The following is a 23349-nucleotide window of genomic DNA, read 5'->3' on the forward strand; positions in this document are numbered from 1 at the left end:
GTTATAAATAAAACTTAATAAAACTTTCTGGAGTGAACAGATATTTATTGATATCTAGATGTTCTTGTATGAAACTCAATAAATCTTTTGCAACTTTGTTTTGTATAGTTGGGACTCTAACTAGAATTTCATATATATCTTTAAAAGTAAGATAATTAACTATAACCCAAAACGGAACACATTGATATTTCAAATAATGGTGGCGAATTGAATTATTATGTCTAGAATTTTTATTATTATCAATTATTTTCCATATTTTTTGTCTTAAATAAAAAGGATCCTTTTTATAAAAGTTTTTTTCTTTATAAAATTCTATATTACCTTGCTTATGGCATTCTTCACTGATGTAATATGCTACAAGTCCTCTAAGGTGCTTTTCTGCTAATATTATAGAGTTAAATAATGTATTTCGTATTGCTGTATCAAATTCATATAAAAAGGTTATCTCATTAAAAGTTACATTATCCTCGAATGAGTTTGTATTTTTCAAGAAATATCGTGCATATCCATTAATGACATCATAATAATTATTAGTTAGTAGGTACTGTTTTACTTTTTTATAATTATCAGATTCATCGAGTATTAATCCTCTACTTTTTAAAATTTCTATTTGTTCATCAATTGTCTTAAAGAATTTCATAAAAAAAGACACCTCCATAATTTGAGATGTCTTCCGCAAACGGCTCCCTTAGGAGTCCCGCAGCTATACTTCATCTCAATATTACTTATAATATAACACAATGTCAATATATAAGTATTCCTTTAAATATATCATGTTTATTAGTATACTTTTAAATCCTAATTTCCTTTTAATATCTTCATGTATATTAAAAGGAAATTTTTGGATCAATTCAACTAGATAAATCTTAAGGTGAACGATATCTTATTTCAATAAGAATAGTAAGTAATTAACATAAATCTCTTACCTTCGATTCTCAGAAGAGTTTTGCACGTTAGCTTACCCATAAACCTTATTAACACAAAAAAGCACTCCCCGATTTCTCGAGAAGTGCTTCGAACTGTTGATATATTAACAAGATTAACGTTTAGAGAATTGTGGTGCTTTACGAGCTTTCTTAAGACCTGGTTTCATACGCTCTTTCATACGTGGGTCACGTGTTAAGAGACCAGCACGTTTTAATTCAGCGCGGTGTTCAGGGTTTGCTTCTAATAATGCACGTGCAATTCCGTGACGGATTGCTTGAGCTTGTCCTGTGAATCCACCACCGTGTACGTTTACTAATACATCGTAGTTACCTTCTGTTTCAGTAACAGCGAATGGTTGGTTTAAGTCTAAGATTAAGCTTTCAAATGGAAGGTATTCTCTCATGTCACGATTGTTGATCGTTACGTTACCTTCACCTGGTACAAGACGTACACGTGCGATTGACTTTTTACGACGTCCAGTTCCTCTATATTCTACTTTAGCCAATGTGTTTACCTCCTAATCCTTAACCACGTAACTCGTAGTTTTCAGGTTGTTGTGCCGCATGTGGATGCGTGTCTGCTTCATATACGAATAATTTGCTAAGTTGTTTGTCACCTAAAGAGTTTTTAGGTAGCATACCTTTTACAGATTTTTCGATTAAACGAACTGGGTAAGTTTCTCTTAACTCTCCAGCTGTTACTTCTTTAATTCCACCTGGGTGACCAGTGTGTCTGTAGTATACTTTTTGACTTAATTTGTTTCCTGTTAATTCAACTTTACCAGCGTTGATGATGATCACGTAGTCACCAGTGTCAACGTGTGGCGTGTATGTTGGTTTATGTTTACCACGTAAGATTGATGCAACTTCTGTTGAAAGACGACCTAAAGTTTGTCCTTCAGCATCAATTACGTACCATTTACGCTCAATGTTTGACTCGTTAGCCATAAATGTTTGACGCATTGTTTTGCCCTCCAAAATAAAAAAAGTTTCTAATTTTCTAATTTAATTGTTCATCTTATATCTTACAAAAGATAAGTTCCGGGGCTTATCAGTGTGTGATATAAATTTATACCGTTAGTAATTATAACGCACCTTTACGTTAAAAGTCAACGGTATCACGTGTTTTCTTTTAAATAATCGTGTTGTTCTTCTTCTGTTAAAAATATACGCTCTAAATATAATCCACCTGCTGGTGCAACTTTTGGATTTTGCGTTCGGTCTTTGTTTTCAATGTTTTCTTTTGTAGATTTTGGTTCTCTATTCCCTTTACCGACTTCAAGTAAATAAGATACGATAATTCGCACCATGTTATATAAAAATCCTGACCCCATAATGACGACTTCTAATCCGTTTGTCGTTTCGATTATATCGAGTTTGTATATATTTCTCACTTTGTTTTCAATGACAGTTTTTGCACTCGAGAAACTTGTAAAGTCATGTGTGCCGATAAAGTACTCTGCCGCTTCACGCATTCTGTCGATGTTTAATTCATCTTTCACGTGTGTTTCTAGACCGTATTTAAAAGGAGATGATTCGCCGAAGTACATTTTGTACCGGTATACTTTTCCTTTCGAGTGATACCTTACGTGATAGTCCGTGTCGATTTCTTTAGACTCTATAATACGGACGTCTCCTGAAAGTTTGTTGTTTAATATAAACGCCCATTTCTCCGGGTCGATATCGAGTGTCGTGTCAAAGTGTGCGTATTGTTCAAGTGCATGAACGTGCTTATCTGTACGTGACGCTGGGTGAATTCTTATAAATTCACGGTGCACAGATTTTAATGCACGCTCAATTTCACCTTGAACAGTACGACGATTTTGCTGATACTGCCAACCATCAAATTCTTTACCGTTATACGTTATTTTTAATAATATACGTGTCATGTTCTTAACACCCACAGTAGTACTCCAAATAGTACTAATATAATAAGCGCAATCGTGTCTCTTTTATGCCATATAAGGAGTCGGTAGTGTGTACGTCCTTCGTCTCCCTTATAGCCTCTTACTTCCATTGCAACAGCCATATCTTCTGCTCTTTGAAACGCAGATATAAATAGTGGTATGACGATAGGAATGAGTGCTTTTATACGGTCTTTTACTGGACCTGTCATAAATGTCGATCCTCTTGATGATTGTGCTTTTATTATTTTATCGGTCTCATCCATTAACGTCGGTATAAATCTTAAACTTATCGAAGTCATCATTGCGATTTCATGAACAGGCACTTTAAACACTTTCAACGGTGATGCGAGCTTTTCTAAGCCGTCAGTTAATGAAATCGGACTTGTCGTCAGTGTCATAATCGTCGTTACGATGACGAGCATAATGAGTCTCGTAGATATATATAAACCTCTGATCAACCCTTCTAACTCAATCGTAAATATTTTAGCATCGACGAGTACCGGACCGCCTTTTGTTAAGAATAGGTGCATTAAAAACGTAAATATGAGTAGTACGAATATGATCTTAAGCCCGTTTAATACAAACATAATACCGAGTTTTGCGAGCTTTAAAATGATGAGTACAAAGGCAATTAAAAGTAAGTACGTCACTAAGTTATTCGCAAAAAACACGATAATCATAAATAGTGCCGTCGCGATTAATTTCGCACGTGCATCGAGTTTATGAATGACACTATCACCAGGAATATAACGACCAAGTAGCATCGAATCAAACATCGAATACCCCCTTATACATACGTATAAAAGACTGTATGTTTTGAGGCATTTCGTCTAACGTATATCCTTTTTTACGTAAATCATGAACGAGGCGTACGACGTTTGGAACTTCTAGTTGATACTCTTTTAAGAGTGCTTCATCTTGTAAGAGTTCATGCGTATCCCCTTCAGCGACGAGATGTCCTTTAGAAAGTACTTTAACCTCATCAGTATAGTTAAACACGTCATTCATATCGTGCGTGACGAGTATGACTGTGATCCCGAGCGTCTCGTGTAACGATTTAAATAACTCCATCGTTTTAATATGGCTGAGTGGATCTAGTCCTGCCGTTGGTTCGTCTAATATAAGCACGTCAGGTTCCATCGATAGTATACCTGCGAGCGCAATTTTACGCATTTGCCCGCCAGATAAATCAAACGGTGACTGATCAAATAATGATTCATCGACATTTAAAAGTTCTAAATATTTTTTAGCTATCGCTTCTGCTTCCTCTTTAGACTTTCCCATATTCATCGGTCCAAATGAAACGTCTTTAAGGACCGTTTCATCGAACAGCTGGTGTTCAGGGAACTGAAAGACGATCCCCACACGTTTTTTAACGTCGTGAATGATTTTATATTTCGCTTTTCTAGTTAATACATGTTCACCGACTTGGACTTCTCCTTCTGTCGGTAAAATAAGTCCATTTAACATTTGTACGAGCGTTGACTTCCCACTACCTGTATGTCCGATGACACCGTAAAATTTACCTTGTTCAAATTGTGTCGTGATGTTATTTAACGCTTTAAATTCAAATGGTGTTTTCCTTTGGTAGACTATTGTAACGTTCTCTAGACTTATATTCATAGACGTTCCACCAACTCTTCGTATGACATATATTCGCCGTTCATTAACGCTTCGGATAACTCAATATTAAATGGAAGCACTAAATTGCTCTCTTTTAACACATCCGTGTCTTGATAGATTTCATACACTTGACCTTCGCTACGAATTTTACCATCACGCATCACATATGCGTAATCACTGTCTTCAATTTCAGTTAAGTCATGCGTAATGTAAATGATCGTCGTCTCTCTCGTTTTATGTATGTTTTTAAGTAAAGATAAAATATCCCTTCTACCAGTCGGATCTAACATCGACGTCGATTCATCCATAATTAACACGTCTGGATCCGTCACAAGTGCCCCTGCAATGGCAACACGTTGCTTTTGACCACCAGAAAGACGATGCGGTTCATGTGTTCTAAACTCCCACATACCGACTTCTCTTAAAGCAGACTCCACTTTGTCTTTCATTGTTTCATGTGGAACACCGCGATTTTCTAACCCAAACGCAACATCATCTTCAACCGTCGCTCCGACAAACTGGTTATCCGGATTTTGAAACACGATTGCAAATTTTTCGCGAATGTCTTGGAAATTGTCTTCTGTCACTTTTTCTCTATCGATATACACATCACCTTCAGTTGGAATGAGTATACCCATTATGATTTTTACTAACGTACTTTTACCAGAACCGTTATGCCCAATAATTGAAACAAATTCTGATTTATTAAAGTCGATAGAAATATGATTCAATGCGTATCGACTGCTGTGGCTATATTTGTATGAAACATTTTTAAGTGAAATCATATTTCCACCTTCTTTAAAATAGTTAAATAAAAAAGCGCGTACCCTGCAAAAGAGTCGCGCAATTCATAGTTTTGCAGGATACTTAAGAGCTAGACAGAAGTAAATCTATCGTAACACTCATACTGCTTTATAAGAGGTTTAAGCACCCTCAACAAATTCAATAATCACTTGTTCTGCACCGTCTCCACGACGCTCACCAAGTTTTTTAATGCTTGTGTATCCACCTTGACGTTCTTCAAAACGAGGTGCGATATCATCAAATAATTTTTGTAATGCAGTTGTTGTTGAACCATCTTCGTTTACTAACGTTACGTTTTGTACCGTTTCAGCAGCACGACGTCTAGATGCTACGTCTCCACGCTTACCTAAAGTTACAAGACGATCTACAACTTTACGTAGCTCTTTCGCACGCTTTTCTGTTGTAACGATGCGTTCTTCAACGATTAATGATGTCGCAAGGTTTCTAAGCATAGATTTTCTGTGTGCTGAGTCGCGACCGAGTTTTCTGTAAGCCATTCTTATACCTCCTCTTTAATTAATCTTCTTGGCGTAAATCTAATCCAAGATCATCTAATTTATTTTTAACTTCGTCTAAAGACTTACGTCCTAGATTTCGTACTTTCATCATGTCTGCTTCTGTTTTCTCTGTTAACTCTTGAACTGAGTTAATGCCTGCACGTTTTAAGCAGTTGTAAGAACGTACAGATAAGTCGAGTTCTTCGATAGACATTTCAAGTACTTTTTCTTTTTGGTCTTCTTCTTTTTCCACCATAATTTCAGCATTTTGCGCTTCGTCTGTTAAGTCGACAAAGATGTTTAAATGTTCAGTTAAGATTTTTGCACCCAGTGAAATAGATTCAAGCGGTGTAATTGATCCGTCTGTCCATACATCTAATGTTAACTTATCGAAGTTCGCATTTTGACCGACACGTGTGCTTTCTACTGTGTAGTTGACACGTTTTACTGGTGTGTAAATAGAGTCTACTGGAATTACTCCGATTGGTAGGTCGCTTTTGTTGTTTGCTTCAGATAAAGCATAACCGCGTCCGCGTCCAGCAATCATGCGTACTCTTAGGACTCCACCTTTTGCTACTGTTGCGATTTTTAACTCTGGGTTTAAAATCTCAACGTCACTGTCGTGGATAATATCTCCTGCTGTTACAACACCTTCGTCTGTAACATCAATTTCTAACGTTTTATCTTCTTCTGAATAGATTTTTAACGCTAAACTTTTAATGTTTGTGATGATTGTTGTAACATCTTCGATGACGTTCTCAATTGTTGAGAATTCATGTAGTACGTTTTCGAATTCGACTGTCTTTACTGCCGCACCAGGTAAAGATGATAAAAGAATGCGACGTAAGGAGTTCCCAAGCGTTGTTCCATATCCTCTTTCTAGAGGCTCTACAACAAACTTACCAAACTTAGAATCTTCCGTTAGTTCTACTGTTTCAATTCTAGGTTTTTCGATTTCAATCATTGTTTACTTTTTCCTCCCTATTACCGCCGTTTAATTGCGCAATGTGTTTTATCATCGTTAATTATACACGACGACGTTTTGGTGGACGACAACCGTTGTGTGGAACTGGAGTTACGTCTTTAATAGATGTAATCTCTAATCCAGCTGATTGTAATGCACGAATTGCAGATTCACGTCCTGCACCAGGTCCTTTTACTGTTACTTCTACAGTTTTAAGACCGTGTTCCATTGCCGCTTTAGAAGCAGTTTCAGAAGCCATTTGTGCTGCGAATGGAGTAGATTTCTTAGAACCTTTAAATCCTAATGCACCAGCAGATGACCATGATAGTGCGTTTCCGAAATCATCCGTGATCGTTACAATTGTATTGTTGAATGTTGAACGAATGTGTGCAATTCCTGATTCAACATTTTTCTTCACTCTACGTTTACGTAATGTACGTGATTGATTACGAGCCATTTATAATACTCCTCCCTTACTTGTTAATTACTTCTTCTTGTTCGCGATTGTTTTCTTAGGACCTTTACGCGTTCTCGCGTTGTTCTTAGTCTTTTGACCACGAACTGGTAAGCCACGACGGTGACGGATACCTCTGTATGATGCGATTTCTAAAAGACGTTTAACGTCTAAGTTTTCATCACGGCGTAAGTCACCTTCAAGTTTGTAGTTGTCTACAACTTCACGAATTTTGTTTAACTCATCTTCTGTTAAGTCTTGTACACGCGTGTCTTCGTTAACGCCTGCTTCTTTAAGAATTTCAGAAGATCTCGATTTACCGATACCGTAAATATAAGTTAATGAGATTACTACACGTTTATTACGTGGAATGTCAACTCCTGCTATACGAGCCATTATTTACACCTCCGTTATTTATTATCCTTGTCTTTGTTTATGCTTAGGATTCTCACAAATTACCATTACTTTTCCTTTACGACGAATGACTTTACATTTTTCGCAAATTGGTTTTACTGATGGTCTAACTTTCATTTTGTTACCTCCTTAATAATTGGAGTCCTTATTTAAAACGATAAGTGATTCTTCCTTTAGTTAAGTCATACGGTGACATTTCAACTGTTACTTTATCTCCAGGAAGGATTCGAATATAGTTCATACGAATTTTACCAGACACATGAGCTGTAATCTCATGGCCGTTTTCAAGTTCTACTTTGAATTGTGCGTTTGGTAATGTCTCTTTGACAAGACCTTCTAATTCAATAACGCCCTCTTTACTCACTTTATATTCCTCCTTTACAGTTTAAACTCTTTGTTTTGCTTGTCTTCAGGTGAAACCACTTATATTTAAGGACTGATGAGATATTCACCTAAAGACTCAAGGTGAATATTAAAGTGTTTCAAGTATCTTATCGACATCAGCAAACACTTCATCGATATCTCTCGCACCATCTACTTTAGATAAAACACCTTGTTTCTCATAGAAATCAAGTAGTGGTTTCGTTTGCTTGATGTTTACACTTAATCTTTTTTGAACCGTTTCTGGGTTGTCATCTTCACGTTGGTATAATTTACCACCTTCAAGATCACATACACCGTCTTTTTTCGGCGGGTTAAACACTAAGTGATATACCGTACCGCATACCTCACAGATACGACGTCCTGTTAGGCGGTTCATGAGTTCCTCTTCAGGAACATCGATATATAATGTGCTATCAATCTGAGTACCAAGTTCAGCCATAATTTCATTTAAAGCTTCTGCTTGTGAGACAGTTCTTGGGAAACCATCTAATAAGAAACCTTCTTTAGCGTCACTTTCAGATAATCTTTCTCTGACAATTCCAATCGTTACTTCATCGGGAACGAGTTCTCCACGATCCATGTAAGATTTTGCTTCTTTACCGAGTTCAGTTTCGTTTTTAATTGCTAAACGGAACATATCACCAGTAGAAATATGTGGAATTGGGTATTTTTTAATGATTTCAGTCGCCTGTGTACCTTTACCTGCTCCAGGCAATCCCATAATTACGATATTCATGAATATCCTCCTACTAATCTATACGTGTTTACCTATTGCGTCTAAACCCTCTGTACTCTCTTTGTCCTGCTTGAGCTTCGAGTTGTTTCATAGTTTCTAGCGCAACCCCGATAACGATGAGTAGGCTTGTACCACCGATCTGAATCGTTTGTGGTAAATCCATTAATCGAGTTAGCAGTATTGGTAACACTGCAATAAACGCTAAGAATATTGAACCTACAAATACGAGTCTATATAAAACATTTGTAATGTAAGTCTGCGTGTTTTTCCCTGGACGAATACCAGGAATGTAACTGCCTTGGTTTTTTAAGTTATCTGCCATCTTCTCAGGGTTTACTTGTACAAACGCATAGAAGTACGCAAACAAGATGATGAGAATGATGTAAATCACTAATCCGATATTAGACGCTGGATTTGCAGCTTCAGCAAATTTAATTGCCCAATCTTTATCTTGGAAAAATAGTGATATAGATTGCGGTAACATTAAGAATGCCATCGCAAAGATAACTGGGATAACTCCTGCAGGGTTAACTTTTAGCGGTAAGAAAGTCGCTTGTGGTGCAAGCATTGCTTGACGACCTTTACCTCTTGCATACTGAATCGGAATTTTACGAATCGCTTGTAAAACGTAAACCGCAAATGCAGTAAGAAGTAATAAACCAACAATCATACCAACTACTGTTAACACAGCCATCGTATTGTCTTGTGCGCCAACAAATTGTTGTTCATAAAATTGAATTAATGCACTTGGTAGTGATCCTAAAATACCAGCGAAGATAATGATAGAAATACCGTTACCTACGCCATTTTCAGTGATTTGTTCACCAAGCCATAATAGAAATGCAGTACCTGTTGTTAGTACGATAGCGATAATTAGGTATGAACCCACTGAGTTATCACTAATTAATGTACCACCAAACATTTGGTTGAATGCAAATGACATACCAATCGACTGAATAAATGCTAATACGATTGTAAAGTAACGCGTAAACTGAGCGATTTTACGTCGTCCGACTTCACCTTGTCGCGCCCATTCAGCAAACTTTGGTACAACGTCCATTTGCAGTAACTGCGTAACGATTGACGCAGTGATGTAAGGCATAATCCCCATTGCAAAAATAGAGAAGTTTTTAAGTGCCCCACCACCGAATGTGTTCATGACGTCTAGTACGCCACCTTGAGCTTGTGTGTCAAACACACTCGGATCTACGCCAGGAACTGGTATATACGTACCAATTTTAAATATTACAAGCATTGCAAGTGTAAATACAATCTTCTGCCTGATTTCTTTGATCTTAAAGAAATTGACAACGTTGCTGATCATTAGATCACCTCTACAGTGCCGCCTTGAGCCTCAATCGCTTCTTTAGCCGTAGCAGAAAACTTGTGTGCTTGAACAGTTAACTTAACATTGAGTTCTCCGTTACCAAGAATTTTAATTGCTACATTCTTTTTAACTAATCCTGACTCAACGAGTAATTCAGGTGTAACTATAGTTCCAGCCTCAAATTTATTTAAATCGCTAATGTTAACGACTGAATAACTTTTACGGTTAATATTTGTGAAACCACGTTTAGGAATCGCACGGAATAGTGGTAATTGACCACCTTCGAATACTAATCCTACGCCACCACCTGTACGAGCGTTTTGTCCTTTATGTCCACGGCCTGAAGTTTTACCATGACCTGATGACATACCACGTCCAACACGTTTACGTGATTTACGTGCGCCCTCAACTGGTTTAAGTTCGTGTAATTTCATTATTGCACCTCCTATTTTATATTACTTATTAAATATTCTCTACTTTAACTAAGTGTTTAACTTTTTCTACTTGTCCTCTTAATTGAGCAGTATCTTCAAGCTCGATTGAAGAATTAATTTTCTTTAGACCGAGTGAAGCGACTGTCTTCTTTTGTGTTTCCGGTCTACCGATAACACTTCTTACGAGGGTAACTTTAACTTTAGCCATCTTGAATACTCCCCCTTAATTTAAGATTTCTTCTACAGTTTTTCCACGCAGTCTAGCTACGTCTTCAACATTTTTAAGTTCTTCTAAACCAGTCATCGTCGCACGTACTACGTTTACTGGAGTACTTGTTCCGATCGATTTACTTAATACGTCTGTAACACCTGCTAACTCTAATACCGCACGTACCGGTCCACCTGCGATAACCCCAGTACCTGGAGCTGCTGGTTTCATGAATACGTGACCAGAGCTGAAGCGTCCGTTAATTTCGTGTGGAATAGTTCCGTCTACGATTGGTACTTCAACAAGGTTTTTCTTAGCAGCTTCAATTGCTTTTTTGATTGCTTCTGGCACCTCTTGTGCTTTACCTTGACCGAATCCTACGCGACCTTTTCTGTCCCCTACTACTACTAAAGCAGAGAAACGGAAACGTCTACCACCTTTAACTACTTTCGCGATACGGTTGATCGTTACTACGCGTTCTTCAAATTCTTGTTTTTCTTCTCTACGATTACGAGCCATTTTATTGTTTCGCCTCCTTCAATTAAAACTTAAGTCCGTTTTCACGTGCAGATTCTGCTAATGCAGCTACACGTCCGTGATATAAATAACCTCCGCGGTCGAATACAACTGTTTCGACGCCCGCTGCTTTACCACGTTCAGCAATTAATTTACCAACTTCTGCAGCTGCTTCTTTGTTAGAACCATTTTTACCGCTGAAGTCTTTATCTTGTGTTGAAGCACTTGCTAATGTTTTGTAGTTCACATCATCGATAAGTTGTGCATAGATGTTTTTATTAGAACGGTATACGTTAAGACGTGGTCTTTCAGGTGTTCCTGAAATGTTTTTACGTACACGTAAATGTCTTTTACGACGTACCGCATTTTTATCGATTTTAGAAATCATTTATGTTCCTCCTCACTATTTTAATTATTTACCAGTTTTACCTTCTTTACGACGAACGTACTCATCTTTGTAACGAATACCTTTACCTTTGTACGGCTCAGGTGGACGTACCTTACGAATGTTTGAAGCTAATGCTCCAACCTCTTCTTTATCGATACCTTCAATTTTAAGTTTTGTGTTTCCATCAACTGAAATTGAAAGTGTATCTGATGATTCGAATTCAACTGGGTGAGAAAGTCCAACGTTTAATACAAGTTTCTTACCTTGCATTTGTGCACGGTAACCAACACCGATTAATTCTAATTCTTTAACAAAACCTTGTGATACACCTTCGACCATGTTGTTTAGTAAAGAACGTGTTGTTCCGTGAATCGAACGCATCGCGTTTGAATCGTCTGGACGCTCAACGACGATTGTGTTGTCTTCCATTTTATAAGTTAAGTCATCATTTAAAGTTCTTTTAAGTTCACCTTTCGGTCCTTTAACTGTAAATGTAGATCCATCAACGTCTACTGTAACGCCAGATGGAATTTCAATAATACGGTTACCAATTCGGCTCATGTTTGCACCTCCTAATTGTTATTACCAAACGTAAGCGAGTACTTCTCCACCAACGTTTTTGTTACGAGCTTCTTTATCTGTAATTACACCTTCAGATGTTGAAATTAAAGCAACACCTAAACCGTTAAGTACTTTTGGTAATTCATCTTTTTTAGCGTATACGCGAAGTCCTGGTTTAGAAATTCTCTTAAGTCCAGTGATTACTCTTTCGCCATTTTCACTATATTTTAAGAATACACGGATGATATTTTGCTTGTCATCCTCCACATATTCTACGTTTTTGATGAAACCTTCATTTTTAAGGATTTCAGCGATATCTCTTTTGATGTTTGACGCTGGAATCTCTAATGATTCATGTTTAACAATGTTCGCATTTCTAATGCGTGTTAGCATATCTGCAATTGGATCTGATATAGTCATCTAAAATATGCCTCCCTTCAATTTATATAGAATTACCAGCTCGCCTTTTTGACGCCTGGAAGTTGACCTTTATATGCGAGTTCACGGAAACAGATACGGCAAAGTTTAAATTTGCGAAGTACTGAGTGTGGACGTCCACATCTTTCACAACGTGTATATTCTCTTACTTTGAATTTTTGCGGTTTTTGTTGTTTCGCAATCATTGATTTTTTAGCCATGAATATGCCTCCTTTTTACTTTTTGAATGGCATACCAAATTGTGTTAACAGTTCACGAGCCTCTTCGTCTGTGTTTGCTGTTGTAACAATAACGATATCCATACCTCTTACTTTTGTTACTTTATCGTAATCGATCTCTGGGAAGATGATTTGTTCTTTAACACCTAAAGTGTAGTTCCCACGACCGTCGAATGCCTTTTTAGATACACCTCTGAAGTCTCTTACACGTGGTAATGATACTGAGATGAGTTTATCTAAGAAATCATACATTCTGTCGCCACGTAAAGTTACTTTTGCACCGATTGGCATACCTTCACGTAAACGGAATGTTGCTACTGATTTTTTTGCTTTTGTAATTTGTGGTTTTTGACCAGCAATTGCTGTTAATTCTTCTACAGCAGTGTCTAATACTTTAGCGTTTTGTACAGCTTCACCAACACCCATGTTGATTACGATTTTGTCGATTTTAGGTGCTTGCATTACAGAGCTGTATTCAAACTTCTTAACGAGTTCATCTTTGATTGTCTCGTTGTATTTATCTTTTAAACGAATCACGAAATGTGTCCTCCTTCCGAGTTACCTTATTTAATTTCTTTACCTGATTTAACTGCTACTCTAATTTTCTTTCCGTCTTTTTCTTCATAACGGATTCTAGTGCGTTCACCTGAATCAGGATCAACGTGCATAACGTTAGAAACGTGAATTGCTGCTTCTGTCTCTAAAATCCCTCCGTCTGGATTTAATTGAGAAGGTTTTTGGTGTTTCTTAACCATGTTTACTCCTTCAACTACCACACGTTCTTCTCTAGGGATAGCTCTTAAAACAGTTCCCTGTTTACCTTTATCTTTACCGCTAATGACAATAACTTTGTCGCCTGTTTTTACGTGCATCGTCTTATCGCACCTCCTTAGTTAATATTAAAATTATAATACTTCTGGTGCCAATGAGATAATTCTCATAAAGTTGCCGTCACGTAATTCACGTGCTACTGGACCAAATATACGAGTTCCTCTTGGACTTTTGTCGTCACGAATAATGACACATGCGTTTTCATCAAATTTAATATATGAACCATCTTCACGACGGATACCTGTTTTAGTACGAACGATGACTGCTTTAACTACGTCACCTTTCTTGACAACACCACCCGGTGTTGCATGTTTTACTGTTGCAACAACAACATCACCAATGTTCGCTGTTTTACGGCCAGTACCACCAAGTACTTTGATCGTTAAAACTTCACGAGCTCCAGAGTTGTCGGCAACTTTCATACGAGATTCTTGTTGAATCATGCGTGGTTACCTCCCTTTATATATCTACACGATTAGATAATTACTGATTCCTCTACGATTTCCACTAAGCGGAAACGTTTAGTAGCTGATAATGGGCGAGTAGCTTCGATTTTTACGATATCGCCTAATTTCGCTTTGTTGTGCTCGTCATGAGCTTTGTACTTTTTAGAGTATTTTACGCGTTTACCAATAATTGGGTGTCTTTTGTGTGTTTCAATAAGTACAGTGATTGTCTTGTCCATCTTATCAGAAACGACACGGCCTTGATAAACTTTACGTTCATTTTTCTCTGCCATTATATAAACCTCCTATAAATTATTGATTCGCTTTTGCTTCTTCAATTTCTCTTTCACGGATTGTCGTTTTCATACGCGCAATCGTTTTTCTAACTTCCTTGATACGAGCAGTGTTTTCTAGCTGACCAGTAGCTAGTTGAAAGCGTAGGTTGAAGAGTTCTTCTTTAAGTTCTTTAATGTTATTTACGATTTCTTCGTTTGTAAGTTCACGGATTTCCTTAGCCTTCATTCGTATCACCACCTAATTCTTCTCTCACAACGAATTTTGTTTTTACTGGAAGTTTGTGACTTGCAAGACGTAGTGCTTCACGAGCTACCTCTTCATCTACACCTGCAACTTCAAACATGATGCGTCCTGGTTTAACGTTTGCGATCCAGTGCTCTACTGCACCTTTACCAGAACCCATTCGAACTTCTAATGGCTTTTTAGTAATTGGCGTGTGCGGGAAAATGTTGATCCATACTTTACCGCCACGTTTCATGTAACGTGTCATAGCGATACGTGCAGCTTCAATTTGACGTGCAGTAATCCATGCAGACGTCGTAGCTTGTAAGCCGTAATCGCCGAAGTTTACTTCATTACCGCCTTTTGAACGTCCTTTAGAATTTGGACGGTGTTGACGACGGTATTTTACTCTCTTTGGTAATAACATTCTTCTTGTACTCCTCTCTTAGTTATTCTCGTTCTTTACTGCTGGTAAAACTTCACCGCGGTAAATCCACACTTTAACACCTAACTTACCGTAAGTAGTGTCTGCTTCTTCGTGTGCGTAGTCAATGTCTGCACGAAGTGTGTGTAGTGGTACTGTTCCTTCGCTGTACCCTTCTGCACGTGCGATGTCCGCTCCACCTAAACGACCTGCAACAGAAGTTTTAATACCTTTAGCTCCTGCTCTCATCGTTCTTTGAATCGCTTGTTTTTGAGCTCTACGGAATGACACACGGTTTTCAAGTTGACGTGCAATGTTTTCTGCTACTAATTTCGCATCTAAGTCGATGTTTTTAACTTCGATAACATTAATGTGCACGCGTTTACCTGTTAACTTAACAAGTGCTTCACGTAATTTTTCGATCTCACTACCACCTTTACCGATAACCATACCTGGTTTACCAGTGTGTAGTGCAATGTTTACTCTATTTGCAGCACGTTCAATGATAACTTGTGATACTGCTGCGTCTTTAAGGTTTTCATCAATATATTTACGGATTTTTAAGTCTTCGTGTAATAAGTCAGCAAAGTCGTTCTCTGCGTACCATTTTGCTTCCCAATCTTTGATTACACCAATACGTAATCCCGTTGGATTAATCTTTTGACCCAAAGTAATTCCCTCCTCTTATTAGTTCGCTTCTTCAGCCTGTTCTTCTACTGCTTCTTCTTTTTCAGTAAGTACAACAGTGATGTGGCTCGTACGTTTGTTGATTCCAGTTGCACGTCCTTGTGCACGTGGGCGGAAACGTTTAAGCGTTGGACCTTCGTTTGCATAAATTTCAGAAACGATTAGGCTATCAACATCCATGTCGTAGTTATGTTCAGCGTTTGCCGCTGCTGATAAAATGAGCTTCTCTACTACTTCAGCAGCTCTTTTATTAGTAAGCTTTAATAGTGCGACTGCTTCGCCAACTTCTTTACCTCTTACGAGATCAACCACTAAACGTACTTTACGTGGAGCGATACGCACTGTTCTAGCTGTTGCTTTCGCTTGCATGTATATTTCCTCCTTTAGGTGTTATCGAGTTACAGCGTCTTTACCGCCGTGTCCTTTGAAAGTTCTTGTTGGAGCAAACTCTCCGAGTTTGTGCCCAACCATATCTTCAGTAATATAAACTGGTACGTGTTTACGGCCGTCATATACAGCAATCGTGTGCCCGATGAATTGTGGGAAGATTGTTGAACGACGTGACCAAGTTTTAATTACAGTCTTTTTATTTGATTCGTTAAGGTTTTCTACCTTTTTCATTAAATGATCATCTACAAAAGGTCCTTTTTTAATACTACGTGCCATTTTGGCGCCTCCCTTCAAGAAATCAGTGCGGCGAGAACCGCACACGATTTAATGATGTTGATTATTTTTTACGTTTTCTAATGATTAACTTAGTAGACTTCTTCTTGTTTCTACGAGTTTTCTTACCAAGAGTCTTTTTACCCCATGGAGAAAGTGGAGATGGCATACCGATTCCAGTTCTACCTTCACCACCACCGTGTGGGTGATCGTTAGGGTTCATCGCAGAACCACGAACTGTAGGTCTCTTACCAGCCCATCTAGAACGACCAGCTTTACCTACGTTTACAAGCTCATGTTGTTCGTTTCCTACAGAACCGACTGTTGCACGGCATGTAAGTAAGATCATGCGCATTTCGCCTGAGCTTAAACGAACGATTGCGTATTTACCTTCTTTACCAAGTAATTGTGCTGATGTACCAGCAGAACGAGCGATTTGCCCACCTTTACCTGGTTTAAGTTCGATGTTGTGGATAGTTGTACCAACAGGTATATCGCCTAATTCTAATGCGTTACCTAATTTGATATCCGCATCTTTACCACTCATGATTTCTTGTCCAACTTCAATGCCTTTAGGTGCAAGGATATATCTCTTCTCACCATCTAAGTATTGAACAAGTGCAATGTTTGCTGAACGGTTTGGATCGTATTCAATCGTTTTGATACGTCCTGGTACTCCATCTTTGTTACGTTTAAAGTCAATGACTCTGTACTGACGTTTATGTCCGCCACCTTTATGACGAACAGTAATTTTTCCTTGTGCGTTACGGCCAGCTTTTTTCGGAAGTGGCTCTAATAATGAACGTTCTGGTTTAGTTTTAGTTAAATCTTTATAATCCAGACTCGTCATATTACGACGACCATTTGTTGTTGGTTTATAATGTTTAATCGCCATTTAACTGTTTACCTCCTTATTGGTAACTTTCGAATATTTTTAGAAGAATTCAATAGAACCTTCACTTAATTTTACAATCGCTTTTCTTCTTCTGTTCGTATAGCCTTGATAACGTCCCATACGCTTTTTCTTAGGCTTTACGTTCATAATGTTAACTTTCTCAACTTTTACATCAAAGATTTCTTCAACTGCACGTTTAACTTGTGTTTTCGTTGCTCTAACATCTACGTCAAACGTGTATTTGTTCTCTGACATTAAATCTGCTGAACGCTCAGTGATTACTGGGCGCTTAATAACGTCTCTAGCTTCCATTACAGAAGTACCTCCCCTGCTTTAGTAATTGCATCTTCCGTGAAAATTACACGATCTGCAGAAAGGATATCTAATACGTTTAGGCCTGAAGCAGTGATAACTGTAACTCCAGGGACGTTACGTCCTGATTTTAGAACGTTGTCATCTTGTTCACCTAATACGATGAGTGTCTTTCTACCTGCATCTAAGTTATCTAAAGCTTTAACTAATTCTTTTGTTTTAGGTGCATCGAATGTGAATGCATCTACAACTGTTAATGCTCCTTCGTTTACTTTTACTGATAATGCAGAACGTAACGCTAAGCGTCTAACTTTTCTTGGCATTTTGAATCCGTGATTTCTAGGAGTTGGACCGAATACTACGCCCCCGCCTCTCATGTGTGGTTCACGAATCGAACCTTGACGTGCGTTACCTGTTCCTTTTTGTCTGAATGGTTTTCTACCACCACCGCGAACTTCTCCACGGTTTTTAACTTTGTGATTACCTTGTCTTAATGATGCACGTTGAAGCGTTACTGCTTCGAATAATGCATGTTGGTTTGGTTCAATTCCGAAAACTTCTTCGTTAAGTTCGATCGTTTTTACTTTTGAACCATCAATAGATAATACATCTACGTTTGCCATTGTATATCCTCCTTTCTATATTAGTTATCACCTTTAATTGCTGATGAAATTTGTACGTAACCTTTTTTAGGTCCAGGTACGTTACCTTTTACTAAAATTACGCCGCGCTCGTTGTCAACCATAACTACTTCTAAGTTTTGAAGCGTTACTCTTTCGCCACCCATCTGTCCTGGTAAGTTTTTACCTTTTAGAACGTGTGATGGGTCAACCATACCCATTGAACCTGGGCGTCTGTGGTAACGTGAACCGTGACTTGATGGTCCTTTAGCTTGGTTGTGACGTTTAATGTTACCTTGGAAACCTTTACCTTTAGATGTTCCTGTAACATCTACGATGTCTCCAGCTTCAAATGTATCTACGTTGACTTCTTGACCTACGTCGAATTCATCTACGTTTAGGTTGCGGAATTCGCGTACGAAGCGCTTAGGGTTTGCACCTGAAGCTTTAACGTGGCCCATTTCAGCCTTAGTTGCGTATTTGTTAGTACGTCTAGTTGGTTTGTAGTCTTGTTTGTCATCAAAACCAATTTGTACTGCATTATATCCGTCTACTTCTTCTGTTTTCTTTTGAAGGACAACGTTACCTGCCGCTTCAATAACTGTTACTGGAATTAGCTCTCCGTTCTCTCCGAAGATTTGAGTCATTCCTACTTTTTTACCTAAGATTCCTTTGGTCATCGAAAGTCGCACCTCCTGATATTAATTTATAGTTTAATTTCGATGTCCACACCAGATGGTAAGTTTAAGCTCATTAAAGCATCTACCGTTTTTGGTGTAGGGTTTAAAATGTCGATAAGACGTTTGTGCGTACGTTGTTCGAACTGCTCACGTGAATCTTTGTACTTGTGAACCGCACGTAAGATTGTGTAAACAGTTTTCTCTGTTGGAAGTGGGATTGGCCCAGAAACTTCCGCACCAGAGCGTTTTGCTGCTTCAACGATTTTCTCCGCTGATTGATCAAGCACTCTGTGCTCATACGCTTTTAAACGAATACGAATTTTTTGTTTTGCCATTATTTTAACCTCCTCGGTCGTCATCATTATTGATAGACTTCTCCACGAAAATTTTCTCACGCACCCGCCATGACAATGGGGCCGGGTGTGTCAGTAACCTCTCGCTTCATCGATTTAACAAGAAAACCCTTATTTATCAAGGGTTTCGCAATGTTCTTGACAGTTTTTCTGTCACTTTTTGAGTCCAACGCTATATATAATACATTAAAAGAGCGAAGAAATCAAGGGTTATCCGAGATTTTTTCACTCTTTTTTATCAAGCACATCTTATCTTAATATAAATATAAAATAAAGAATAAATATAACTGCTAATACGTACATGATCGGGTGGATATCTTTTTTCCTACCAGCAACTAACATTGTAATAGGATAAAAGATAAAACCAATCGCGATTCCTGTTGCAACACTATAAGTCAGTGGCATCATTATTACTGTTAGAAACGCAGGTACCGCCACTTCGAAACGTGTCCACTCTACTTTGCTTAAGTTCGATGCCATTAATGCGCCTACTATTATAAGTGCAGGTGCAGTCACTTCAGATGTGAATACGACAATTAATGGACTAAAGAATATCGCGAGTAAAAATAGTAGTGACGTCACGATACTTGCAAATCCCGTTCTCGCACCAGCTGCTACCCCTGCTGTCGATTCGACATAAGACGTCGTCGTTGACGTACCTAGAATCGCTCCTGAAATTGTTGCGAATGAGTCTGCAGCAAGTGCACGACTCGCACGTGGAATTTTATTATCTTTAATTAAATTCGCTTGTGACGCAATTCCAACTAATGTACCCGCTGTGTCAAAGAAATCAACAAATAAAAATGTTAATACAACGACTAAAAACTGTACATTAAATAGCTCAGAGGGATTTAAAAATCCTTCAAACGCTGCACCGAACGTTGGCGCAATGCTTGGCACTTTACTCACGACCGCTTCAGGCATCGGTAATAAGTTAAATACGAGTCCGACGATCGCGGTAATAATCATCCCGATGAAAATAGCACCTGGGACTTTACGCGCCATTAATATGACTGAAAGCACTAATCCAAATATTGTAAGGATAACGTGTGCATCATGAATGTTACCAATATGTACGAGCGTGTTTTCATCTGCAACGATAAATCCGGCACCTTTAAATCCAACGAACGCGATGAAAAACCCAATTCCGGCACTAACGGCCATCTTCATTTCCATCGGTATCGCATTGATTACATATTCTCTAACACCAGATGCTGTCAGTATTAAAAATAGTACACCGGATACGAGTACACCAGATAATGCTGTTTGCCATGGAATTCCCATTCCAAGTACGACAGAGAACGCGAAAAATGCGTTTAACCCCATCCCAGGAGCTAAAGCGATTGGATACCTCGCCCAAACACCCATAATAAACGTTCCGATAAATGCCGCGAGACACGTCGCAACAAATACTGCGTTAATATCCATACGCATATCATCTGGAATACCCTCGACTCCTGCAAGACTAAGCATTGCAGGGTTAACTGCTAAAACATATGCCATCGAAAGAAATGTTGTGATTCCTCCAATGGCTTCACGACGATAATTTGTACCTAACTCATCAAATTGAAAATATCGTTTCATATTATACTCTCTCTATTCTATTTATAATAGAAATTAAATTATCTATAAATTTTATCGTTAAAAGGCACACAATGCAATATGTTTAAAACGAATTATGTTTATATGTTCAGTACTGTGGCAATAGTTAGTCATGGGAGGAATGTCTAATGAATACTAAATTTAAAATCACATCATTATTAATCGCAGCGTCACTAACGCTTGCAGCATGTGGCAATGATAATAATGAAGATGCGACAGACCAAAATGAATCAAACCAAACTGAAACAACACAATCAACAAATGATAACGACTCTGAAAACAACGACTCTGAAAATGACAGCTCATCAGATGAGAGTACAAACAATACTTCATCAAACGAAGGCGATGAACTCGATATGGCGAGCTTTAGTAAATCAATTGAAGATGCGATCGATGAAGCAAAATCTCGTTTTGACGGACAATTAACTGATATCGGCGTATCGAAAGAAAATAACCAATATGTATATAAAATCGAACTAGAGAGTGACACTGAAGAGTATGAAGTCAGCTTAGACGTCAATGATTTATCAGTAGTAAAAGAAGAAACTGAAGCAGAAGATGATGACGACGACAATAAGTATTTTAATTATAGCGACTTAGTGAAAGTTGAAGATGCGATTCAAACCGCAAAAGATAATGTGAATGGTAAAGTAAAAGAATGGTCTACCGACTTTGACGACGGTAATTTATATTATGAAATCGAAATCGTTCAAGACAACGGTAATGACGTCGATGTTAAAGTCGATGCTTATACAGGAGATTTCGTAGAAAGTGATGACTAATTTATAAACATTTCGTTGCAGGGAGTGATTCCCTGCTTTTTTACATAGAGCTGTAAAGCGCTTTTGTGCTATCATTAGCTATAACTACATATTATTTAGAGGTGAAATCATGGATTTAAAACAACATTTAGAAACTTTAAAATATGATTACATCCGAATCCAAGGCGATTTAGAAAAAATCGAATCTACTGGACAAGCTCCAGATAAAATGCTGAAACAGTTAGAGTCTCTTGAACGTGAGATCAAAGAGACGAAAGATAAAATTAAAAAAGGCAGTTGATGTTAACGATGACAGAGAATTTAAAAGAGAAGATTTTATTTATTATGCTCATCCAGTTTTTAATTTATTTTGGGTTTAGTATGATTATTCCTGTTATGCCGGAGTTAGTCGTCGTATTTGGTGTGAGCACTCTGCACTTAGGTTTCATTATCGCAATTTATTCGATTGCAAGTTTTATATCTGCACCATTTTTTGGAACGTTATCTGACCGTATCGGTAGAAAACCGTTATTAATCGGCGGACTATTTGTATTTATGTTAAGTTTTTTAGTATTTGCAATTTTCTCAAATAGTCTTGCGGTTCTTTACATCAGCCGTTTCATTGCAGGTATGGCGTCAGGTGCACTATATGTCGCGACAACTTCAATGGTCGCAGATATTACATCTATTGAAACACGTACTAAATACATGGGTCTTATCGGTATGGCAATGGGTATCGGATTCGTATTCGGTCCAGGTATCGGTGGTCTACTCGCGTCTGTATCTGTCTCAGCACCATTTTTTATGACGGCAATCATCATTTTCGTTGCGCTTATCTTTTCTGTGTTGAAAATACAAGAAACATATCGTTCGAATACAGAGATTGAACGTGGAATCACTGTCCAAAAGGATTATTTTATTCAACCTGTTGGTATACTTCTCGTTACGACGTTTGTCGTTATGTTTATGATGAGTGGTATGGAAAGCACGTTCCAGCTACTCGGTAAAGAAAAGATTGATATCACACCAGGAGAGATGGGTGTGCTGTTCTTTATCGGTGGAATTTTTAACGCGATCATTCAAGGTGGCGTGATTCGTAAGTTAAAAGATGGCCAAGAATATGGTGCGATGATTATCGGTCAAGCGATGGCGTTAATTGCATTTATTATGTTGCCGTTTATGACAGGATTATTTTATGCAGGAATTTGTATCGTCTTATTAATGTCAGGTAACGCGCTCGTTCGTACATTAATGACATCTCAAATTACGAAAGAAGCAAGACATAATGAAGTTGGTAAAATGACAGCTACGACGTATTCTCTAGATAGTTTAGGTCGTATCGTCGGACCGATATTTTTCAACATACTATTCTTAATTCACTACGGTGTACCGTTTGTGTTTGGTGCACTTCTCGTGTTATTATCGACGTTCTTCATCTACCAGTATTATAGAAAAAGAGGTCAAGTTGCATGACATTTTTAACAATAATGATGTTAATTAGTTATTTACTCGTGGCGTTTGTCACAATATATGGATTACGTGCGAAATTTTTAATTGTCATTAGACTGTTGTCGGGACTCGGATTTTTAAGTATGTTGGTTTCTAACTTATTACCTGTCCAAGGCATTGATGATTATATGATGTTATTACTCGCAATCTCTATTATTTCTTCTATAGAAATTACAGCATTTAAAGTGAGACATGATAATCGACATTTATATTTAATACACGCCTTTACATTAGCGATGGCTCTCGCT

Annotated in this window: 41 protein-coding genes; 4 read left to right on the forward strand and 37 right to left on the reverse strand. The window is 38.0% G+C overall.

The window, feature by feature from the left end; all coding sequences use genetic code 11:
• Position 1: 1 nt before the first annotated feature.
• The 37 genes from TJ68_RS07650 to TJ68_RS07830 all read right to left on the reverse strand — a co-directional run bounded on the left by TJ68_RS07650 (position 2) and on the right by TJ68_RS07830 (position 20813).
• Positions 2–640 (reverse strand): Abi family protein, encoded by a 639-nt coding sequence (locus tag TJ68_RS07650; protein ID WP_052327388.1) that lies wholly within the window; start codon positions 638–640, stop codon positions 2–4.
• A gap of 399 nt (positions 641–1039) precedes the next feature.
• On the reverse strand, positions 1040–1432 hold the full coding sequence (gene rpsI, locus TJ68_RS07655) for a 30S ribosomal protein S9 (RefSeq protein ID WP_040929559.1): 393 nt from the start codon (positions 1430–1432) through the stop codon (positions 1040–1042).
• A 19-nt stretch (positions 1433–1451) separates the two neighbouring features.
• A complete protein-coding gene (rplM, locus tag TJ68_RS07660) occupies positions 1452–1889 on the reverse strand; it encodes a 50S ribosomal protein L13 (protein WP_040929560.1) in 438 nt (145 codons plus the stop codon).
• Positions 1890–2044: 155 nt separating this feature from the next.
• Positions 2045–2815, reverse strand: a complete 771-nt coding sequence (gene truA, locus TJ68_RS07665; RefSeq protein ID WP_040929561.1) for a tRNA pseudouridine(38-40) synthase TruA — start codon at positions 2813–2815, stop codon at positions 2045–2047.
• A complete protein-coding gene (locus TJ68_RS07670; protein ID WP_040929562.1) occupies positions 2812–3609 on the reverse strand; it encodes an energy-coupling factor transporter transmembrane component T family protein in 798 nt (265 codons plus the stop codon). The genes truA and TJ68_RS07670 overlap by 4 nt, the downstream gene beginning before the upstream one ends.
• Positions 3602–4456, reverse strand: coding sequence for an energy-coupling factor transporter ATPase (locus TJ68_RS07675; RefSeq protein WP_040929563.1), 855 nt, complete (start codon positions 4454–4456; stop codon positions 3602–3604). Before TJ68_RS07675 ends, TJ68_RS07670 begins: the two co-directional genes overlap by 8 nt.
• Entirely contained in the window at positions 4453–5241 is a 789-nt protein-coding gene (locus TJ68_RS07680) for an energy-coupling factor transporter ATPase (RefSeq protein WP_040929564.1), read from the reverse strand. The genes TJ68_RS07675 and TJ68_RS07680 overlap by 4 nt, the downstream gene beginning before the upstream one ends.
• Before the next feature lie 138 nt (positions 5242–5379).
• A complete protein-coding gene (rplQ, locus tag TJ68_RS07685) occupies positions 5380–5757 on the reverse strand; it encodes a 50S ribosomal protein L17 (RefSeq protein ID WP_040929565.1) in 378 nt (125 codons plus the stop codon).
• A 19-nt stretch (positions 5758–5776) separates the two neighbouring features.
• Positions 5777–6721, reverse strand: coding sequence for a DNA-directed RNA polymerase subunit alpha (locus TJ68_RS07690; protein WP_040929566.1), 945 nt, complete (start codon positions 6719–6721; stop codon positions 5777–5779).
• Positions 6722–6782: 61 nt separating this feature from the next.
• A complete protein-coding gene (rpsK, locus tag TJ68_RS07695) occupies positions 6783–7178 on the reverse strand; it encodes a 30S ribosomal protein S11 (RefSeq protein ID WP_040929567.1) in 396 nt (131 codons plus the stop codon).
• Between the two features lie 27 nt (positions 7179–7205).
• The gene (rpsM, locus tag TJ68_RS07700) at positions 7206–7571 is read right to left on the reverse strand and encodes a 30S ribosomal protein S13 (RefSeq protein WP_040929568.1); all 366 of its coding nucleotides are present in this window, start codon (positions 7569–7571) and stop codon (positions 7206–7208) included.
• A gap of 21 nt (positions 7572–7592) precedes the next feature.
• Complete coding sequence (gene rpmJ / locus TJ68_RS07705) at positions 7593–7706, reverse strand: 50S ribosomal protein L36 (RefSeq protein ID WP_029091518.1); 114 nt, start codon at positions 7704–7706, stop codon at positions 7593–7595.
• 28 nt (positions 7707–7734) lie between these two features.
• A complete protein-coding gene (gene infA, locus TJ68_RS07710; RefSeq protein WP_040929569.1) occupies positions 7735–7953 on the reverse strand; it encodes a translation initiation factor IF-1 in 219 nt (72 codons plus the stop codon).
• 108 nt (positions 7954–8061) lie between these two features.
• Positions 8062–8709 (reverse strand): adenylate kinase, encoded by a 648-nt coding sequence (locus TJ68_RS07715; protein ID WP_040929570.1) that lies wholly within the window; start codon positions 8707–8709, stop codon positions 8062–8064.
• A gap of 28 nt (positions 8710–8737) precedes the next feature.
• Positions 8738–10033, reverse strand: coding sequence for a preprotein translocase subunit SecY (gene secY, locus TJ68_RS07720; RefSeq protein ID WP_040929571.1), 1296 nt, complete (start codon positions 10031–10033; stop codon positions 8738–8740).
• A complete protein-coding gene (rplO, locus tag TJ68_RS07725; protein ID WP_040929572.1) occupies positions 10033–10470 on the reverse strand; it encodes a 50S ribosomal protein L15 in 438 nt (145 codons plus the stop codon). The genes secY and rplO overlap by 1 nt, the downstream gene beginning before the upstream one ends.
• Before the next feature lie 28 nt (positions 10471–10498).
• Positions 10499–10678 (reverse strand): 50S ribosomal protein L30, encoded by a 180-nt coding sequence (gene rpmD / locus TJ68_RS07730; RefSeq protein WP_040929573.1) that lies wholly within the window; start codon positions 10676–10678, stop codon positions 10499–10501.
• Positions 10679–10693: 15 nt separating this feature from the next.
• Positions 10694–11197 carry a 30S ribosomal protein S5 gene (gene rpsE / locus TJ68_RS07735; RefSeq protein ID WP_040929574.1) on the reverse strand — a complete coding sequence of 168 codons (504 nt, stop codon included), beginning with the start codon at positions 11195–11197 and terminating at the stop codon, positions 10694–10696.
• Positions 11198–11219: 22 nt separating this feature from the next.
• Positions 11220–11582: a 50S ribosomal protein L18 gene (gene rplR / locus TJ68_RS07740; protein WP_040929575.1), complete on the reverse strand. Its 363-nt coding sequence runs from the start codon at positions 11580–11582 to the stop codon at positions 11220–11222.
• A 24-nt stretch (positions 11583–11606) separates the two neighbouring features.
• Complete coding sequence (gene rplF / locus TJ68_RS07745) at positions 11607–12143, reverse strand: 50S ribosomal protein L6 (RefSeq protein ID WP_040929576.1); 537 nt, start codon at positions 12141–12143, stop codon at positions 11607–11609.
• 21 nt (positions 12144–12164) lie between these two features.
• Entirely contained in the window at positions 12165–12563 is a 399-nt protein-coding gene (gene rpsH / locus TJ68_RS07750) for a 30S ribosomal protein S8 (protein ID WP_040929577.1), read from the reverse strand.
• 32 nt (positions 12564–12595) lie between these two features.
• The gene (locus TJ68_RS07755; protein ID WP_040929578.1) at positions 12596–12781 is read right to left on the reverse strand and encodes a type Z 30S ribosomal protein S14; all 186 of its coding nucleotides are present in this window, start codon (positions 12779–12781) and stop codon (positions 12596–12598) included.
• Positions 12782–12796: 15 nt separating this feature from the next.
• A complete protein-coding gene (rplE, locus tag TJ68_RS07760) occupies positions 12797–13336 on the reverse strand; it encodes a 50S ribosomal protein L5 (RefSeq protein ID WP_040929579.1) in 540 nt (179 codons plus the stop codon).
• A 26-nt stretch (positions 13337–13362) separates the two neighbouring features.
• The gene (rplX, locus tag TJ68_RS07765) at positions 13363–13671 is read right to left on the reverse strand and encodes a 50S ribosomal protein L24 (RefSeq protein ID WP_040929580.1); all 309 of its coding nucleotides are present in this window, start codon (positions 13669–13671) and stop codon (positions 13363–13365) included.
• 33 nt (positions 13672–13704) lie between these two features.
• On the reverse strand, positions 13705–14073 hold the full coding sequence (gene rplN / locus TJ68_RS07770; protein WP_040929581.1) for a 50S ribosomal protein L14: 369 nt from the start codon (positions 14071–14073) through the stop codon (positions 13705–13707).
• Between the two features lie 32 nt (positions 14074–14105).
• Positions 14106–14369 (reverse strand): 30S ribosomal protein S17, encoded by a 264-nt coding sequence (rpsQ, locus tag TJ68_RS07775; protein WP_040929582.1) that lies wholly within the window; start codon positions 14367–14369, stop codon positions 14106–14108.
• Positions 14370–14388: 19 nt separating this feature from the next.
• Positions 14389–14598 (reverse strand): 50S ribosomal protein L29, encoded by a 210-nt coding sequence (rpmC, locus tag TJ68_RS07780; RefSeq protein WP_040929583.1) that lies wholly within the window; start codon positions 14596–14598, stop codon positions 14389–14391.
• Positions 14588–15022, reverse strand: a complete 435-nt coding sequence (gene rplP, locus TJ68_RS07785; protein ID WP_040929584.1) for a 50S ribosomal protein L16 — start codon at positions 15020–15022, stop codon at positions 14588–14590. Before rplP ends, rpmC begins: the two co-directional genes overlap by 11 nt.
• An 18-nt stretch (positions 15023–15040) precedes the next feature.
• Positions 15041–15688: a 30S ribosomal protein S3 gene (gene rpsC, locus TJ68_RS07790; protein WP_040929585.1), complete on the reverse strand. Its 648-nt coding sequence runs from the start codon at positions 15686–15688 to the stop codon at positions 15041–15043.
• 18 nt (positions 15689–15706) lie between these two features.
• The gene (gene rplV, locus TJ68_RS07795; protein ID WP_040929586.1) at positions 15707–16075 is read right to left on the reverse strand and encodes a 50S ribosomal protein L22; all 369 of its coding nucleotides are present in this window, start codon (positions 16073–16075) and stop codon (positions 15707–15709) included.
• A gap of 21 nt (positions 16076–16096) precedes the next feature.
• On the reverse strand, positions 16097–16372 hold the full coding sequence (gene rpsS, locus TJ68_RS07800; protein ID WP_040929587.1) for a 30S ribosomal protein S19: 276 nt from the start codon (positions 16370–16372) through the stop codon (positions 16097–16099).
• Between the two features lie 61 nt (positions 16373–16433).
• On the reverse strand, positions 16434–17264 hold the full coding sequence (gene rplB, locus TJ68_RS07805) for a 50S ribosomal protein L2 (RefSeq protein WP_040929588.1): 831 nt from the start codon (positions 17262–17264) through the stop codon (positions 16434–16436).
• A gap of 39 nt (positions 17265–17303) precedes the next feature.
• Positions 17304–17576 carry a 50S ribosomal protein L23 gene (rplW, locus tag TJ68_RS07810; protein ID WP_040929589.1) on the reverse strand — a complete coding sequence of 91 codons (273 nt, stop codon included), beginning with the start codon at positions 17574–17576 and terminating at the stop codon, positions 17304–17306.
• The gene (rplD, locus tag TJ68_RS07815) at positions 17576–18199 is read right to left on the reverse strand and encodes a 50S ribosomal protein L4 (protein WP_040929590.1); all 624 of its coding nucleotides are present in this window, start codon (positions 18197–18199) and stop codon (positions 17576–17578) included. Before rplD ends, rplW begins: the two co-directional genes overlap by 1 nt.
• A gap of 20 nt (positions 18200–18219) precedes the next feature.
• The gene (gene rplC, locus TJ68_RS07820; RefSeq protein WP_040929591.1) at positions 18220–18876 is read right to left on the reverse strand and encodes a 50S ribosomal protein L3; all 657 of its coding nucleotides are present in this window, start codon (positions 18874–18876) and stop codon (positions 18220–18222) included.
• A gap of 26 nt (positions 18877–18902) precedes the next feature.
• Positions 18903–19211: a 30S ribosomal protein S10 gene (gene rpsJ / locus TJ68_RS07825; RefSeq protein WP_040929592.1), complete on the reverse strand. Its 309-nt coding sequence runs from the start codon at positions 19209–19211 to the stop codon at positions 18903–18905.
• A 267-nt stretch (positions 19212–19478) separates the two neighbouring features.
• Positions 19479–20813 carry an NCS2 family permease gene (locus TJ68_RS07830; RefSeq protein ID WP_040929593.1) on the reverse strand — a complete coding sequence of 445 codons (1335 nt, stop codon included), beginning with the start codon at positions 20811–20813 and terminating at the stop codon, positions 19479–19481.
• 146 nt (positions 20814–20959) lie between these two features.
• Here TJ68_RS07830 and TJ68_RS07835 point away from each other — a divergent pair, with 146 nt between their 5' ends.
• The 4 genes from TJ68_RS07835 to TJ68_RS07845 form a co-directional block, all read left to right on the forward strand.
• Entirely contained in the window at positions 20960–21613 is a 654-nt protein-coding gene (locus TJ68_RS07835; protein WP_040929594.1) for a PepSY domain-containing protein, read from the forward strand.
• Between the two features lie 109 nt (positions 21614–21722).
• Entirely contained in the window at positions 21723–21893 is a 171-nt protein-coding gene (locus tag TJ68_RS08610) for an SE1832 family protein (RefSeq protein ID WP_168161307.1), read from the forward strand.
• 8 nt (positions 21894–21901) lie between these two features.
• Positions 21902–23065 carry an MFS transporter gene (locus tag TJ68_RS07840; protein WP_040929597.1) on the forward strand — a complete coding sequence of 388 codons (1164 nt, stop codon included), beginning with the start codon at positions 21902–21904 and terminating at the stop codon, positions 23063–23065.
• Positions 23062–23349 (forward strand): hypothetical protein (locus TJ68_RS07845; protein ID WP_040929595.1); only part of this gene is annotated, 288 nt, incomplete at its 3' end. The genes TJ68_RS07840 and TJ68_RS07845, both read left to right, overlap by 4 nt.

The organism is Nosocomiicoccus massiliensis (genome assembly GCF_000438455.1).
GTDB lineage: Bacteria > Bacillota > Bacilli > Staphylococcales > Salinicoccaceae > Nosocomiicoccus > Nosocomiicoccus massiliensis.